Below are 15,001 nucleotides of genomic sequence, written 5' to 3'. Positions count from 1 at the left end.
AGGGGGTCAAGCGGCCTGGTCGACCACACCCAGGAGCGTCAGCAGCGCCGCTCGGCGCTCGACGATCTCGGGGTGGTCGCGTCGACGCGGGTGCGGCAACGCGATCTGCTCGTCATGGACGATGGCGCCCTCGTCGACGAGGATCACCCGGTCGGCGAGCAGGAGCGCCTCCTCGACGTCATGGGTGACCATCAGGACGGCCGGGCGGTGGGCGTCGACCAGGCGGCGTACGAGGTCCTGGGCGGCGATCCGGGTGAGAGCGTCCAGCGCACTGAACGGCTCGTCGAGGAGGAGCAGGTCGGGCTCGCGCACCAGCGCACGGGCCAGAGCCACCCGTTGGCGCTGGCCGCCGGAGAGCTGGCGCGGCCACGCCTTCTCGCGCCCCTCCAGACCGACCTCGGCGAGCATCTGCCGGGCGTGAGCGGCAGCACCGGCCCCCCTCAGCCCCAGGGAGACGTTGTCGAGGACCGTACGCCACGGGAACAGCCGCGGGTCCTGGAAGACGACCGCCGGGGCGGTGCCGGTGACCACCGTCCCGGTGGCGCCGGTGTCGAGGCCGCCGACGATGCGCAGCAGGGTGGACTTGCCGCTGCCGGAGCGACCCAACAGGGCCACGAACTCTCCGGAGCGGATCTCCAGATCGATTCCGGCGAGCACCTCGTGCTCACCGAAGGCGCGGTGCACCCGCGCCAGCGAGGCAACGACGCTCATGCCGCCGCCTCCGTCGCGGATGGCGAAGAATACGGAAGCGGCGGCCTGAGGTTTATGGTCGCTCGCTGACGCTCGCTCATGCGCCTCTCCCTTCGTCGCGCCAGCGCAGAGCGCGGCGCTCGAGCAGTCGTACGGCCCAGTCGGTGACCAGGCCGAGCGCGGCGTAGCAGAGCAGGCCGACCACGATCACGTCGGTCTGCAAGAAGTCGCGCGCGTTGTTGATCAGAAACCCGAGACCGGCGCCGGCGTTGACCTGCTCGGCCACGATCAGCGCGATCCAGGCCATGCCGAGTGCCTGCCGCAGCCCGACCAGCAGGCCGGGTGTGACCGCCGGCAGGTACAGGTGGCGTAGGCGCTCGGACCAGGTGAGCCGCAGTGCCCCGGCCACCTCGGCGAGATCCGGGTCGACACCGCGCAGGGCCGCGACCAGGTTGAGGTAGAGCGGCACGATCACGAAGAGCGCGACCAGGTAGATCTTGGGCTCCTCCTTGATCCCGAACCAGATGATGAACAGCGGCACCAGCCCGAACAGCGGCAGGGTCCGCAGCATCTGCACCAACGGGTCGACCAGGGCGTCACCCAGGGCACTCAGCCCGACGATCCCGCCGAGCACGAACGCGATCAGCGCTCCGAGCAGGAAGCCGAGAGCGGCACGGCGCGCGGAGACGGCGATCGCCTCCTGCAGCTGCCCGCTGCCGAGCAGCTCCCAGGCGGTGCCGGCCAGCTGCGCCGGCGAAGCCAGCGTGCGCTCGTCGAGGATCCCGAGCGACGAGAGCAGCTGCCACACCGCCAGCACGAACACCGGGCTGAGCGAGCGCAGGATCTTGAGCGTACGCGGCGCCAGCACGCTCCTGCGCACCGAGACGGCCCGCCCGGCGGGCTCTGCCCCGGAGACCTCCTCGACGGTCGGGTCGGTTGAAGCCAGACCGGCCACCTGGCTCATCGCCGGGCTCCGAACGGAACCGCTGCCTCTCGGCCGACGACCGGGGCGGGGTGGGACCACAGGCCCCGGCGAGCGAGCTCGGGCAGGACGCCCTCGCCGAACCAGTAGGACTCCTCCAGGTGCGGGTAGCCGGACAGTACGAACTCGGTGATCCCGACGGCGTGGTAGGCCTCGATCAGGTCGGCGATCTCGGTGTAGGAGCCGACCAGCGCAGTGCCGGCGCCACCGCGGACCAGCCCGATGCCGGCCCACAGGTTGGGGTGGATCTCGAGCCCGTCGCGTGAGCCCCGGTTGAGCTCCAGCATCCGCCGCTGGCCCTCCGAGACGCTGCGGGAGAGCCCGGCCTGGACACGCTCGATGTCCTCGTCGGAGATGTTCTCCAGCAGCCGGCCGGCCTCCGCCCAGGCGGCCCCGGAGGTGTCCCGGGCGATCGAGTGCAGTCGGATCCCGAAGCGGAGCTCGCGCCCACGGTCGGCGGCCAGCTTCTGAACGCGAGCGATCTTCTCGGCGACCGCCGCCGGCGGCTCGCCCCAGGTCAAATAGACGTCGGCATGCTCGGCGGCGACCTCCAGCGCGGCCGGCGAGGAGCCTCCGAAGTAGACGTCCGGGACCGGCGTCGGCCGCTGCTCGAGCCGGGCGTTCTCGACCGAGAGATGCGCGCCGGAGAAGGTCACCGTCTCCCCCGCCCAGAGCCGGCGGACGATGTGCAGGAACTCTCCGCAGCGCTCATATCGCGCGTCCTTGGCGAGGAAGTCGCCGTACATCCGCTGCTCGTGGTCCTCGCCGCCGGTGACGACGTTGAGCAGCAACCGCCGATCGGACAGGTTCTGGAAGGTGCTCGCCATCTGCGCGGCCAGGTAGGGCGAGACCGAGTCGGGCCGGAAGGCGACCAGGAACTTCAGCCGCTCCGAGAGGGAGCTGAGCATCGCGGTCGTCACCCAGGCGTCCTCGCACCACGCCCCGGTCGGCGTCAGCGCCGCCTCGAAGCCGAGCTGCTCGGCGCTGCGGGCGATCTGGCCGAGGTAGGGCACCGTCGCGGGACGGCCGGCCGCCAGCGCGCTGACGCCGTGCCCGCCACCGATCACGTGACGGCCGTCGCCGCCGTTGGTCGGGAGGAACCAGTGGAACTTGAGGGCGCTCATCATCTGCCTTTCGCGTGGGGGACGTAGGGATGTCAGATCTGGCCGTGCCGCGGCGGCCGGGTGCCGTCGACGGCCCAGCGTCCGAGGTGCTGGACCTTCCAGGCGGCCGGGTCGTGGAGGGTGTGGGTGCGCGCGTTGCGCCAGTGCCGGTCGAGGTTGGCGGCCCTCAGAGCCGACCGGGCACCGGAGACCTCGAGCAGCCTGCTGGTGACGTCGACCGAGACCTCGGCGGTCGACGCCCGGGCGGCCGCCACGGCGAGGCTCGCCTCTGCGGCCGAGCTCTCGGTGAGGTCCGCGTCGGCCTCGTCCACGCGTCGCCCGGCCTCGGCGAGGAGCGCCTCGGCGCTGCGTACGGCCAGCTCCATCTCACCGAAGGCCCGGACGACCAGCGGGTCCTGTGCGGCGGTCTCGGCACCGGCCAGCGCGACGGCGTCGGCGTAGGGGCGGGACCTCGTGCACACGAACCGGGAGGCCTCGTCCAGCGCGCGCCGGGCGATCCCCGCGTCGATGGCCGCGTGCAGCAGCTGCGCGAAGGCACCGTAGGTCGTCGGCACGTCGAACGTGACCGCGAACGGGGTGATCCACTCGTCCGGAACCACGACGTCGGTGAGGCGCACCGTCCCGGACCCGGTCGTACGCTGCCCGACGGCGTCCCAGTCGTCGATGATCTCGACGCCCGGGGTCTCGGTGCGGACCCACGCCACGTGGAGCGGCCCGTCGACGTCACGCCGGGCGAGGACGGCGAGGTAGTCGGCGAAGAGCGAGCCGGTGCAGTAGAACTTCTCGCCGTTCAGCAGCCACTCGCCGTCCTCCCGGGCAGGGGTGAGCGTCGTCCGGATGTCCCGCACGTGCTTGGTGCCGAACTCCGACTGCGCGTTGGCGACCAGCGCCCCGGCCCGCACCTCGCTGTAGATCCGCTGAGCCGCTTCGCGGCTGCCGTTCAGCCGCAGCTGGTTGAGACGGAGCCCATTGAGCATGGCGAAGTGGCTGTGCGGCACCTGGCCGACGTTGGGATCACCCCACGAGACCAGCCGGAACACCTCCGCCACGGTCGTCGCCGGGAGCGCGGGACCGCCGAACTCGAGCGGGACGGTGAGCGCACCGAGCCCGGCGGCGGCGTACGTCTTGACCTGGTCGTGGGGCAGCGCCCGGTCCCGGTCGCGGGCACCGTCGCCGAGCGCGAGCTCCTCGGCGATCCGTCGGGCGACCAGGGGCGCGGTCTCGGCGTCGAGCCGGGCGATCTCCGTCGGGCTCAAGCCACGGGCTCCAGCTGCTGGGCCTCGAGCTCGCGCACGAGCGGAAGCACGCGCTGACCGAAGTACTCCACGTCCTCGAGGTAGTGCAGGAAACCGCCGAGGATCAGGTCGGCACCGGCCCGCTTGAGCTCCACGATCCGCTCGGCGACCTGCTCGGGCGTGCCGATCAGCCCGGTCCGGAAGCCGTCGTTGTACTGCACCAGGTCCTCGAAGGTGGAGTCCTGCCACATCCCGGTCTTGTCGCCGGTCGACTGCCCGGCCTGCTTGACCGCTGAGCCGAAGCCCTCGACAGCCTCGCGGTCGGCCTTGTCGATGATCTCCCTGAGGGTCTCGCGGGCCTCCTTCTCGGTGTCGCGGGCGACGATGAAGCCGTTGATGCCGAACCGGACCCGGCGGCCCAGCGGCTCGGCGACGGCGTTGACGTCCTGGATCTGCGCGGCCAGGCCCTCAGGGGTGTTGCCGTTGGCGAAGTACCAGTCCGAGACGCGGCCGGCCATCGCCTTGGCGTCGGAGGAGTTGCCGCCCTGGAAGATCTCCGGGTGCGGCCGGCCCTCGCTGGCCAGCGGCTTCGGCTTCAGGTCGAAGTCGTGCAGACGGTAGAAGTCGCCGTTGAGCTCGGCGGCGTCGCTCGTCCAGATCTCGCGCAGGTAGCGGATGAACTCCTCCGACCGGCGGTAGCGCTCGCCGTGCTCGAGCCACGGCTCGCCGAGCTTGGTGAACTCGTCCTTGAACCAGCCGGAGACGACGTTGACGGCCGCGCGGCCGCCGGAGAGGTGGTCGGCGGTGGCCAGCCACTTGGCGAGCACGCCGGGCTGCCAGAGCCCCGGGTGGACGGCGGCGATCACCTTCAGCCGCTCGGTCGCCAGGAGCAGCGCGAGGGAGAACGAGGTCGACTCGTGCTGGTAGGCCGCGCCGTAGGAGGCGATGTAGCGAACCTGGGAGAGGGCGTACTCGAAGCCGTTCTTCTCGGCCAGCTGCGCGAGCAACTTGTTGTAGTCGTAGCTCCAGTCGGTGCGCTGCTCGATCTTGCTCACCACCAGGCCGCCGCTGACGTTGGGCACCCAGTAGGCGAACTTCAGGGGCTCGGTTGCCGGTGAAGTCATGCTGGTCTCCTTGGATCGCTAATGTCTATTAAACTTATTTTTTTAGGTGGGGAACGGGACCGGATCTCCCGATGTGGACCACCGGCCGTGCTGATCGGTGGCTCCGATCCCGTGACAGGCGCCGCCTATCACCTGGCGGCAGGGCGAGAGGTGGTGCCGATCGCCCAGGCATACGGCGGCGGAGTGCCGTTCACCAGGTGCGCACCGACGACCTTCGCCTTGAGGATGCGCGGGTTGTGCGAGGAGACCGTGCGGGCGTTGCGCCAGTGCCGGTCCAACCCACGCTCGCGCTCCGTGCCCGAGGCGCCGAGCGTGTCGAACAGGTTCGTCACCGCGGTGAGCACCTGTTCGGTCAGGACGACCTGGGCCGCCGAGGACTCGAGCTCGGCGAGCTCGTTGGCCGCCGCGATCGCCGCCTCGTCCCCCGAGCCGGCCAGATCGGCGTTCTCCTGCAGCGCGGTCGCGGTGCGGATGGTCGCCGCCTCCACGACGTACGCCGCCGAGGCGATCTCACCCACACGCGCCAGCACCTGCGGGTCGTCGCGCACCCGCGCGGCGTTGGCGTGGGAGTAGTTGCGCTCCCGCGCCCGCACCGCCTCGACCGTGTCCGCGGTGGCCGCTCTGGCGATGCCGGCCAGCGTCGCCAGCAGGTTCAACTGGTAGAGCGCGGTCTGGTAGGGATAGCGCTGCCCGAACGGGAGCACGTTCTCGGCCCGGACGGTGACGTTCTCGAACGTCGTCGTTCCCGACCCGGTGCCGAGCTGGCCGAAGCCCGCCCAGTCGTCGGTCGTGGTGACGCCGTTCTCCCGGGTGTCGGTGACCGCGATGACGAACTGCTTCTCGCCCTCGGGCCGTGCCCCATCAACAGGAGCCTCGTCCAGCAGGGCGTAGACGTCGGCCCACTCCGCGAAGATCGTCCCGGTCGTGTAGTACTTCGACCCATTCAGGACGTACGTCCCGTCCGACCGCTTCGTGAGCACGGTCTGCTGGGTGTCGATGGTCGTCGAACCCACCTCGGACCAGGCGTTCCCGGCGATCTCACCGGACACGAAGCGCTCGAACCAGGTCTCCTGACCCGTCCCGGCGTGGTGGTGCCAGAGCCGGTCCTCGGCGAAGGCGAAGTGCCCGCGCAGCGCCTGGGCGAGGTTGGCGTCGGCCGCGACCAGGTCGATCCACAGCTGCGTGAGCTCCGGAAGGGTCGCGCCCGCGCCACCGAACTCCTCAGGGACCCGGACCGCGCCGAAGCCGGCCCGCTTGAGCCGGTCGACGGCTTCGGTCGGCAGCTCTCCGGACAGCTCGCGCTCGAGGGCGCCCGCGGCGATCTCCTCGAAGATCGGGGCGAAGCGGGCGCGCAGCTTGTCGAGCCGCTCGGTCCGGATGGTCGGCCGGGTCAGGAAGGTGTTGTCGAGCGTCGTCAACGCCGCCTCCTCACGTGTACCAGGTCGGAGCCGGGATCTCGCCGAGCAGCGCGTAGCGCCCGACCTCGGCCCGCTTGTGCGCCACCGGGTCGTGCAGCGAGTGCGTCCGGATGTTGCGCCACGCGATGTCCAGACCGACCTTGTTGGAGGTCGCCCGGGCACCGGTGAGGTCGTAGACCTTGGTGCCGATCTCCAGGCCGACGTCGATCGCGACCTGCTTCGCGGCAGCGATCACGACCGCGGCCTCGCCGCGCTCCTGCTCGGTGACGTCGTCGGCGTGGGAGTTGATGGCCTCGATCAGGGTCGCGGCACGCTCGACCAGCGCCTCGGCCGCCCACAGCTTGGAGGTGAGGTCGCCGTAGGTCTCCTGGATGTAGAACTCCTCGCTCGCGCTCTCCTTGACGTCGCCGGCGTAGGGCCACGCCCGGGTCGTGTCGCGGGTGTAGGTCGCCGCGGTCTTCAGCGCACCCTCGGCGATCCCGATGTAGAAGTTGGCGAAGATGATCTGGATGAGCGGGACGTTGAGCGTGTTGTAGACCCGCGGCTGGAACTCGAACGAGCCGTCGGCCTGCTTCACGTAGCCGGCCGCGGCCTCCCACGGGACCCGCACGCCGTTGATCTCGACCGCACCGGACTCGGTGAGCCGCTGGCCGAGGTTGTCCCAGTCGCCGGCGAAGACGATGGCCTCCTGCTGGGTCGGGACGATCGCGAAGACATGCTTCTGGGTGCCCTCGATGACGCCCTCGAGCACGGTCAGGTCGGAGATCCGCCCGCCGGTCGAGAACGACTTGCGACCGGTGAAGACGAGCTCGTCGCCGTCGACCTCGATCACCAGGTCGTCGTCGCGGGGGTTGACCGCGCCACCGAAGAAGAAGTTGTTCTCGGTGTAGAGCTGCTCGACGGCGGCGATCTGCTCCGGAGTGCCGACCAGTCGCGCCGCCCAGGCCCAGAGGTAGTGGTAGCCGAGCAGCTGCCCGATCGAGCCGTCCCCCGCGGCGACCGCCCGGACGACGCGCAGCGCGGTCGTCCAGTCCTGGCCGGCGCCGCCGTGCTCGACGGGCCCGAGCAGGGTGACCAGGCCGCTCTGCTTGAGCAGGTTCACCTCGTACGTCGGGACCTGGTTCGCCCGGTCGCGCGCGACGGCGTCCACGGAGAGACGCGTGGCCACCTCCCGCGCCCGGTCGACCCATCCCGCGGGGGTCGTGGGTGCCGCACCGAACTCCGCGGCGTTGCGTACAGCCTCTGTGGTCATTCGCGCCCTCTCAGTCTTGTGTCGTGAAACCTTGCATCCTTAGTCGACTAAATTAGTAGAGAATTGACGTGCGGGCGCCGGATGGACGCCAGCGATCACCGATCACCCGCTCGGGATGACCGATCACCCCCAAGGGAGCGACATGAGGATCGAGCAGCTGGAGTACATCGCGGCCGTGACGCAGCACGGCTCCCTGCGCCGCGCGAGCGAGCAGCTCCACATCTCCCAGCCCGCCCTGAGCGAGGCGATCACCAAGCTCGAGCGCGAGCTGGGCGTGACGCTGCTCGACCGGCGCCGGGCAGGCGCCCGGATCAGCCGTGAGGGCCAGGATCTGCTGCACTCCATGTCCGACGTGCTCGAAGCGGTCGACCGGCTCCGCCTGGCCGCCGGCGACCAGCATGCGGGAATCAGCTCGGTCCGGGTCGGCACCGTCCACGCGGGCACCTCGACCGTGCTTCTCCCGACCCTGCGCCACTTCAGCGACGAGCATCCGCGCACGAGCGTCGAGGTGCGCACCATGGTGCAGGAGGACATCTACCTGGCCCTGACCGAGGGCACCACCGACATCGGCCTGGTCAACCTGCTCGACGGCGACGACCTGCCACCGACGGTCGAGGGCACCGCGCTCCTCCACGGGCGGCCGGTCGTCGTGCTACCTGCCGGCCACCCGCTCGCCGCCCGTGACGAGATCAGCGTCGAGGAGCTCCGCGAGGAGCCGTTCGTCGGCATGCGCGCGGGCTACCTGATGTACCGCTTCGCCCATCGCGTCTTCGGTCGCGACCTCCCCCGTCACTGGCATGCCACCGACGGCGCCGAGATGGGCAAGATGATGGTCGGCGAGGGCCTCGGGCTCACCCTGCTGCCCGACTACAGCGTCGTCGGCGACCCGCGCGAGACCGGCGGGCACATCACCGTGCGACCCCTCGCCGGGGATCGCTCCCGGGTGACGATGGTCGCGGTGCGACGGCACACCGCGCGTACCACCTCGGGGGCGCGCAGCCTGCTCGACCTGCTCGTCGAGACGGCTGCCCGAGCTCAGCCCGCGGCCGGCTCGTAGCTCTGCACGAACTCCGTCAGCCGGGCGAGCTGGTCGGGGTCGGTGCTCGGGATGACGCCGTGGCCGAGGTTGAAGACGTGACCCTTGGCCTGCCGGCCGGCCTCGATGATCTTCCCGGCCTGCTCGAGCATCACCTCGGTGGGCGCGAAGACGAGGGCGGGATCGAGGTTGCCCTGGACACCGAAGCCGTCGCCGAGCTGACCGATCGCCCAGTCCAGCGGGGTGCGCCAGTCGACACCGACGACCTCGGCACCCGCGCTGCCCATCAGCGGCAGGAGCATGGCGGAGTTGACACCGAAGTGGATCCGCGGGACGCCGAGCTCACCGATCCGGGCCATCACCTGGGTGGAGTAGGGCAGCACGTGGCGCTCGTAGTCGGCGGGTGTGCAGGCGCCGGCCCAGGAGTCGAAGAGCTGCACCGCGGAGGCACCCGCGCGGACCTGGACCTCCAGGAACGCGCCGGAGATCCCGGCGATCTTGCGCATCAGGGCGTCCCACACGTCGGGAGCACCGAACATGAGCGCCTTGGTCTTGGCGTACTCCTTCGAGGGGCCGCCCTCGATCAGGTAGGAGGCCACCGTGAACGGGGCGCCGGCAAAGCCGATCAGCGGGGTGCCGCCGTTGACGCCGGCCAGCTCGCCGGTGAGGTTGTGGACGGCCTCGGTGATGTAGGGGACGTGCTCCGGAGTCAGGTCCGGGATCGCCTCGACGTCGGCCATGGTGCGCACCGGGGCGGCTACCACGGGGCCCACACCGGGCTTGATCTCGAGGTCGACCCCGACCGCCTTCAACGGCAGCACGATGTCGGAGAAGAAGATGGCCGCGTCGACCCCGTAGCGGCGTACGGGCTGGAGGGTGATCTCGGTGATCAGCTCGGCGTTCTGGCAGGACTCGAGCATGCCGATGCCCTCGCGGACCTTCAGATACTCGGGCAGCGAGCGGCCGGCCTGACGCATGAACCACACCGGCGTACGGCTCGGCTTCTGCCCGGCGAGCGCCTGCAGGAACGGGGAGGAAGCGAGCGCGTCAGCGGTGTTTCCAGGAATGTGTACAGCGGCCACCGGGCAATGGTCCCATCCGGTGCGGCGTGTACGCACATCGCGAATCGCGCAGAAGACATACCCTGTTCACATGGTCGTCCGTGGAGAGTCGCGTCCCGCCGCGGGGCCGGAGAACGGTCCTGCCGTGTTCCGGTCCGCCGCGGAGGGGATGCGCGCCGCGACCTTCCGGCACGAGGTGCTGGCCGAGGAGATGCCGGCGCCGCAGCGGATCGCTCCGTACGCCGCGGCGCTGTCGGCCGATGTGACCGTCGGCGACGTCGACGTGGCGACCGGACGGCTGATCCTGCTGCACGACCCGGACGGCAACGACGCATGGGGCACGGTGCACGGACTGCCCGGCACGTTCCGGCTGGTGGCCTACGCGCGGGCCGACATCGACGTCGAGCACATCAGCGACCCGCTGCTGGGCGAGGTCGGCTGGTCCTGGCTGCTCGACGCGCTGTCCGGTCACGGTGCCGAGCACGTCGCCGCTGCCGGCACGGTGACCCGCGTCGCCACCGAGTCCTACGGCGGGATGGCCGACGAGGACGGCACCGCGCAGATCGAGATCCGCGCTTCCTGGACCCCGGTGGGTGCGCCGTCCGGCGAGCTGGATCTGCGACCGCACACCGAGGCGTGGGGCGAGCTGCTCTGCACGGCTGCGGGACTTCCTCCGGTGCCGGAGGGCGTCACCGTCATGCCGAGCCGGCGGGGGCAGCGAGGCGCGTGAGCGAGCGTCAGCGAGCGACCGCCAGGACCATCGCGTCACCACGTCCGTATACTGGCGCCTGCGCTACGGAGGTGGCGGCGTGATCGAAGAGAACACCGAGGCCGATACGGGGCCGGACACACCAGAAGATGCTGCTCCGGCGCCACTGCTGACCCTGCGTGACGGACTGCCTCCGGTGACCGACACCGACGAGGGTCTGGTCAAGGCCGCAGCGGCCATCGCCGCCGGGACCGGTCCGGTCGGGATCGACGCCGAGCGTGCTTCCGGCTACCGCTACTCCAACCGCGCCTACCTGATCCAGCTGCGCCGCGAGGGTTCGGGGATCTGGCTGATCGACCCGATCGAGCTGACCACGATGCAGCCGCTCGTCGAGGCGCTCGAGGGCACCGAATGGATCCTGCACGCCGCCACCCAGGACCTCCCGTGTCTCAGCGACCTCGGCCTGCATCCGGCCGCGCTGTTCGACACCGAGCTCGCGGGGCGTCTGCTGGGCTATCCGCGGGTCGGCCTCGGCACCCTGGTCGAGACGGTGCTCGGTTTCACCATGCTCAAGGAGCACTCGGCGGCCGACTGGTCGACCCGGCCGCTGCCGGACGCCTGGCTGGAGTACGCCGCGCTGGACGTCGAGGTCCTCGTCGAGCTGCGCGAGGCGCTGGCCGCCGAGCTCGTCGGTGCGGGAAAGGACGCCTGGGCACGGCAGGAGTTCGACTGGCTGCGCGGGTTCGAGGCGCCGGTGCGTACGGATGCCTGGCGGCGCACCTCAGGCATGCACCGCGTCCGCGGCCGACGCGGCCTCGCCGCAGTGCGTGAGCTGTGGACCGAGCGCGACCGGATCGCGCAGCAGCGCGACGTCACCCCGAGCCGGATCATCCCCGACGCCGCGATCGTGGCCGCCGCGCAGGACCTCCCGCAGGACAAGGCCGCGCTGCTCGGGCTGAAAGGCTTCCACGGCCGCGGCGCCGAGCGCTACGTGACCTCGTGGGTGAAGGCGCTCAACCGTGCGCTCACGATGGACGAGGACGAGCTTCCGGTGCGCTCACCGCGCGCCGACGGTCCTCCCCCGCCCCGCGCGTGGGCCGACAAGGACCCCACCGCCGCCCGGCGCCTCGCGCTGGCGCGAGAGTCTGTCAACGCTCTCGCCGAGGCCCGCAACCTACCAGCGGAGAACCTCCTGACCCCCGACTTCCTGCGTCGCGCGATGTGGACGCCTCCGAAGACCCGTGACCCCGGCGCCCTGCTCGACGGCATCATCGAGATCCTCTCCGGCTTCGGCGCGCGCGGCTGGCAGATCGCTCTCACCGCCCCGTTGCTCACCGACGCCGTCCTGCACGCAGACCTCGAGTCCTGACCCCTTACGAAGCGACAGCCCCCTCGGTCGAAGCGTCACCCGCGCTGGCCGAGGTGGCATCCGCCCGACGTCTCAGCCGACGTACGCGACGCCCCGGCAGCTAGGAGCTGGGCGAGGTGGAGGGGGACGGCGAGGTCGACGGCGTCAGCTGGGGGAAGACGGTCTTGGAGAGCTCGTCGATCTGGACGGCGAACTCCTCGACCTGGTCGGGCTCGGTGACCGCGAGCGAGCCTCGGACCGCGACGGCGGCGACCTTCTGGAGCTGGGCGAGCTGGGTGGCCTCGGGGAGGACCTGCATGTCACGCACGGTGTCGGTGAAGATGCGGGCGTTCCGGGGGTTGCGCTCGGGCTGGGTGAAGACCGGGGCGTAGCCGACCTCGGAGTTGACCGGCACGAAGTGGCCGGTGCGGACCATCTTCACGACCGACTCGGTCGAGATGAGGTAGGTGAGGAAGTCGGCGGTGGCGTCGGGATCGACGGTCTCCGAGCCCATGCACAGGCCGGCGTAGTCACCGGTGGTGCCGTTGCCACCCGGCATCGGCATCACGTCCCACTCCATGCCGTCGGTCGCCCGGAGGTCCGAGACCAGCGAGCGGTCACCGGCAAGCGCGACCAGGCGGCCCTGCTTGAAGGCCTGGAACGGGGTGCGGCCGCCGAGGTCCTTCGCGGTGGCCAGCACGTTGGGCTGGGCGAGCACCTCGACCAGGTCCTCATAGGCACCGGCCGAGTCACCGAGCGCCGTGGTCGTCGGGGCCAGCGGGTCGTCGAAGAGCGTGGCGCCGGCGCCGGCCAGCCAGGGCATCAGCGCGGAGAGGTTCTGCGCGACATACGTGCCCCGGACCCCCTTGTGGTGCTCGGCGGCGTAGGTCATCGCCGATCCGAACTGTTCGAGGGTCCAGCCACGCAGCGAGCCGTCGGCGCGGACGGTGGGGGTCGGGAGACCCTCCTCCTTCATGGCGTCGAAGTCGATCAGCCCGGTGTTGACGTAGACGACCTGCGGTGAGACGGAGTAGGGCATGCACTCGAGGCGGCGCTCCACGGAGAAGTCCTCCATCGCCTCGCGGGAGTACTTGTCACCGAAGTCGACGTTGCGGGCCTCGAGCAGGGTGTCGACGGGCTGGATCCGCTTGTCCTCGGCGAACTTCCCGACGTCGGCGCGCGGCGTCAGCACCACGTCGACCTTCTCGCCGCCGTTGACCGCCGCGGTGAGCTGGTCTTCGGTCGGCCAGGACTTCACCTCGACGGTGACGTTGGGGACGCCTTGGGTGTATTCGGCGGCCAGCTGCTTGTAGGTATCGACCAGCGTCTTGTGGCCGGAGACCCCGAAGACGAGCTTCACCTTCGTCGGCGCCTTCGTCGCAGTGCTCGGCGAGGGCTTCGAGGCCGGCTCACCGCCGCAGGCGGCGAGGGACGCCGAGAGAACCGTCACCAGAAGCGCCGTTGCCAACCGCGTGCGCCGCACCATTTCCTCCATCTCAACACCAGGACCGGGTCTGTGATGGAACCACAGACCCGGTTTACCAGCGATTCACTTTACGGTATGTACCTGGACACTTCCTGAGAAGCCGGTCTCCGGACCGCCTCAGGCGAGGTGATCGCGTGCGGCCTTGATCACATCATCGAAGATGTCTTTGGCCAGCACATCGCCCTCACGGCGTACATCGGCGGGATCCATCCGGATCAGTCGGTCCAGACGAACCTCCGAGGGTCGGCCCTGGCGGTCCCACCCTCCGGTGCCGACATCCATCCAGTGCCGACCGTACCGGGCCTCCTGGGCCTCGTCACGATCGTGGTCCTTGCTGGTCAGCATCAGGCAGAGGAGTACGCCGGCCTTCTGGCCGATCACGAGGACGGGCCGATCCTTGCCCTGGGTCTCGTCGTCCTCGTAGGGGACCCAGCCCCACACGACCTCGCCCGGGTCGGCGTTGCCGTCGCCGATCTCGGGGTCGTAGGAGATGGCGCCCTCACGCGAGGTGGGCTGGGTGTCGGTCACTTCGGCTCCTGGGTCGGTGGCTTCGTCTGGCCACCCGGCCGAGGAACATCGAAAACCAGATGAACACGCCGGACCGGGAGCGCCTCACGGCGCAAGGCCGCTCGTAGCGGCTGAAGTTGGGACCCGGGGCTGCCGCAGCCCGACGTGTTCGGCGACCAGTGTAACGGTGCCGCCAACCTCAGCCACATCAAAGCGAGCAGGAGGCTACAGCACCCATCGCTTCGGGCTCCGCTTCAGCCGGACCCATCGCTTCGGGCTCCGCTTCAGCCGGACCCATCGCTTCGGGCTCCGCTTCAGCCGGACCCATCGCTTCGGGCTCCGCTTCAGCCGGACCCCTCGCTTCGGGCTCCGCAGCAACTAGGTGAGCCGCTGCTCCAGCTCGGCGTGCCCCGCGGCCTCGAGCTGCTCGGAGAGCTGCAGTACGTTGCGTACGTCCTTGGCGGCCGCGTCCGGGTCCAGAGCTGCCCGCCCGGCGGCGATGACGCGGGAGAAGGCGGCAGCGCGGAGAAGCACCACGGCGAAGTCGCTGCCCGCGATGCCGCGCAGCACCTCGTCGACCATCGCCTTGAGCTCCTGCGGGCCCGGAGGCTCCGCGACTCCGGCCACGACCTGCGCGACCTGGGCCTTCGCCCGTCCGGCCTCGAACTCGCGAGCGGCACCGACCGGGTCGGCGTAGACCCAGCTGCGGAGCAGATAGAGGCGCCACAGGCAGCCGGCCAGCGACTCCGCCGGCGAGCTCGACCACACCTCCGCGATCGTCTCGATGCCCTCGGACTCGGCCAGATGGAGGATCCGCTCGGCGACCGCCGGGTCGTCGCTGTCCCGCGCACCGCGCACGAGCGCCGTCGCCGCCGCGTCAGCCGCCTCCTGCACCAGGGCAGGGTCGTCGCCCCCGAGAAGGGAGTCGAAGAAGCCGTCCCCGGGACGCATCGGCGAATGAAACTCTCTGGGCATCCCTCCGAGCGTAGCCACCGTCACCGCCGGACGCATCCTGATCGGACGGGTCGG

The 15,001-nt window shown here is 70.5% G+C and carries 14 protein-coding genes; 3 read left to right on the top strand and 11 right to left on the bottom strand.

Annotated features, from left to right (window positions below; translation table 11 throughout):
* Nucleotides 1-6: 6 nt before the first annotated feature.
* The 7 genes from ACFVDI_RS01750 to ACFVDI_RS01720 all read right to left on the bottom strand — a co-directional run bounded on the left by ACFVDI_RS01750 (nt 7) and on the right by ACFVDI_RS01720 (nt 7,825).
* Complete coding sequence (locus ACFVDI_RS01750) at nt 7-711, bottom strand: ABC transporter ATP-binding protein (protein WP_378899630.1); 705 nt, start codon at nt 709-711, stop codon at nt 7-9.
* 76 nt (nt 712-787) lie between these two features.
* A complete protein-coding gene (locus ACFVDI_RS01745; RefSeq protein ID WP_378899628.1) occupies nt 788-1,654 on the bottom strand; it encodes an ABC transporter permease in 867 nt (288 codons plus the stop codon).
* On the bottom strand, nt 1,651-2,796 hold the full coding sequence (locus ACFVDI_RS01740; protein WP_378899625.1) for an LLM class flavin-dependent oxidoreductase: 1,146 nt from the start codon (nt 2,794-2,796) through the stop codon (nt 1,651-1,653). Before ACFVDI_RS01740 ends, ACFVDI_RS01745 begins: the two co-directional genes overlap by 4 nt.
* Before the next feature lie 32 nt (nt 2,797-2,828).
* Entirely contained in the window at nt 2,829-4,052 is a 1,224-nt protein-coding gene (locus tag ACFVDI_RS01735) for an SfnB family sulfur acquisition oxidoreductase (protein WP_378899622.1), read from the bottom strand.
* Nucleotides 4,049-5,155: a dimethylsulfone monooxygenase SfnG gene (sfnG, locus tag ACFVDI_RS01730; protein ID WP_378899619.1), complete on the bottom strand. Its 1,107-nt coding sequence runs from the start codon at nt 5,153-5,155 to the stop codon at nt 4,049-4,051. The genes ACFVDI_RS01735 and sfnG overlap by 4 nt, the downstream gene beginning before the upstream one ends.
* 128 nt (nt 5,156-5,283) lie before the next feature.
* Nucleotides 5,284-6,573, bottom strand: a complete 1,290-nt coding sequence (locus ACFVDI_RS01725) for an acyl-CoA dehydrogenase family protein (protein ID WP_378899616.1) — start codon at nt 6,571-6,573, stop codon at nt 5,284-5,286.
* A gap of 10 nt (nt 6,574-6,583) precedes the next feature.
* Entirely contained in the window at nt 6,584-7,825 is a 1,242-nt protein-coding gene (locus ACFVDI_RS01720; RefSeq protein WP_378899613.1) for an acyl-CoA dehydrogenase family protein, read from the bottom strand.
* Between the two features lie 142 nt (nt 7,826-7,967).
* Here ACFVDI_RS01720 and ACFVDI_RS01715 point away from each other — a divergent pair, with 142 nt between their 5' ends.
* Nucleotides 7,968-8,882, top strand: a complete 915-nt coding sequence (locus tag ACFVDI_RS01715) for a LysR family transcriptional regulator (RefSeq protein WP_378899610.1) — start codon at nt 7,968-7,970, stop codon at nt 8,880-8,882.
* Here the strand turns inward: ACFVDI_RS01715 and hemE are convergent.
* Complete coding sequence (gene hemE / locus ACFVDI_RS01710; protein WP_378899607.1) at nt 8,861-9,943, bottom strand: uroporphyrinogen decarboxylase; 1,083 nt, start codon at nt 9,941-9,943, stop codon at nt 8,861-8,863. The two genes, ACFVDI_RS01715 and hemE, sit on opposite strands and share 22 nt — an antisense overlap.
* 70 nt (nt 9,944-10,013) lie before the next feature.
* Here hemE and ACFVDI_RS01705 point away from each other — a divergent pair, with 70 nt between their 5' ends.
* Nucleotides 10,014-10,652, top strand: coding sequence for a DUF3000 domain-containing protein (locus ACFVDI_RS01705; RefSeq protein ID WP_378899605.1), 639 nt, complete (start codon nt 10,014-10,016; stop codon nt 10,650-10,652).
* 79 nt (nt 10,653-10,731) lie between these two features.
* Nucleotides 10,732-12,000 carry an HRDC domain-containing protein gene (locus ACFVDI_RS01700; RefSeq protein WP_378899603.1) on the top strand — a complete coding sequence of 423 codons (1,269 nt, stop codon included), beginning with the start codon at nt 10,732-10,734 and terminating at the stop codon, nt 11,998-12,000.
* A 100-nt stretch (nt 12,001-12,100) separates the two neighbouring features.
* Here the strand turns inward: ACFVDI_RS01700 and ACFVDI_RS01695 are convergent, their stop codons facing one another.
* The 3 genes from ACFVDI_RS01695 to ACFVDI_RS01685 form a co-directional block, all read right to left on the bottom strand.
* On the bottom strand, nt 12,101-13,429 hold the full coding sequence (locus ACFVDI_RS01695; RefSeq protein WP_378899601.1) for an ABC transporter substrate-binding protein: 1,329 nt from the start codon (nt 13,427-13,429) through the stop codon (nt 12,101-12,103).
* Between the two features lie 153 nt (nt 13,430-13,582).
* Nucleotides 13,583-13,993 (bottom strand): type II toxin-antitoxin system PemK/MazF family toxin, encoded by a 411-nt coding sequence (locus tag ACFVDI_RS01690; RefSeq protein ID WP_378899597.1) that lies wholly within the window; start codon nt 13,991-13,993, stop codon nt 13,583-13,585.
* A gap of 357 nt (nt 13,994-14,350) precedes the next feature.
* Nucleotides 14,351-14,923 carry a hypothetical protein gene (locus tag ACFVDI_RS01685; protein WP_378899594.1) on the bottom strand — a complete coding sequence of 191 codons (573 nt, stop codon included), beginning with the start codon at nt 14,921-14,923 and terminating at the stop codon, nt 14,351-14,353.
* Nucleotides 14,924-15,001 lie beyond the last annotated feature (78 nt).

This window comes from Nocardioides sp. NPDC057767 (assembly GCF_042798275.1).
Lineage (GTDB): Bacteria > Actinomycetota > Actinomycetes > Propionibacteriales > Nocardioidaceae > Nocardioides.
This window is presented reverse-complemented; position numbering and strand designations above follow the sequence as displayed.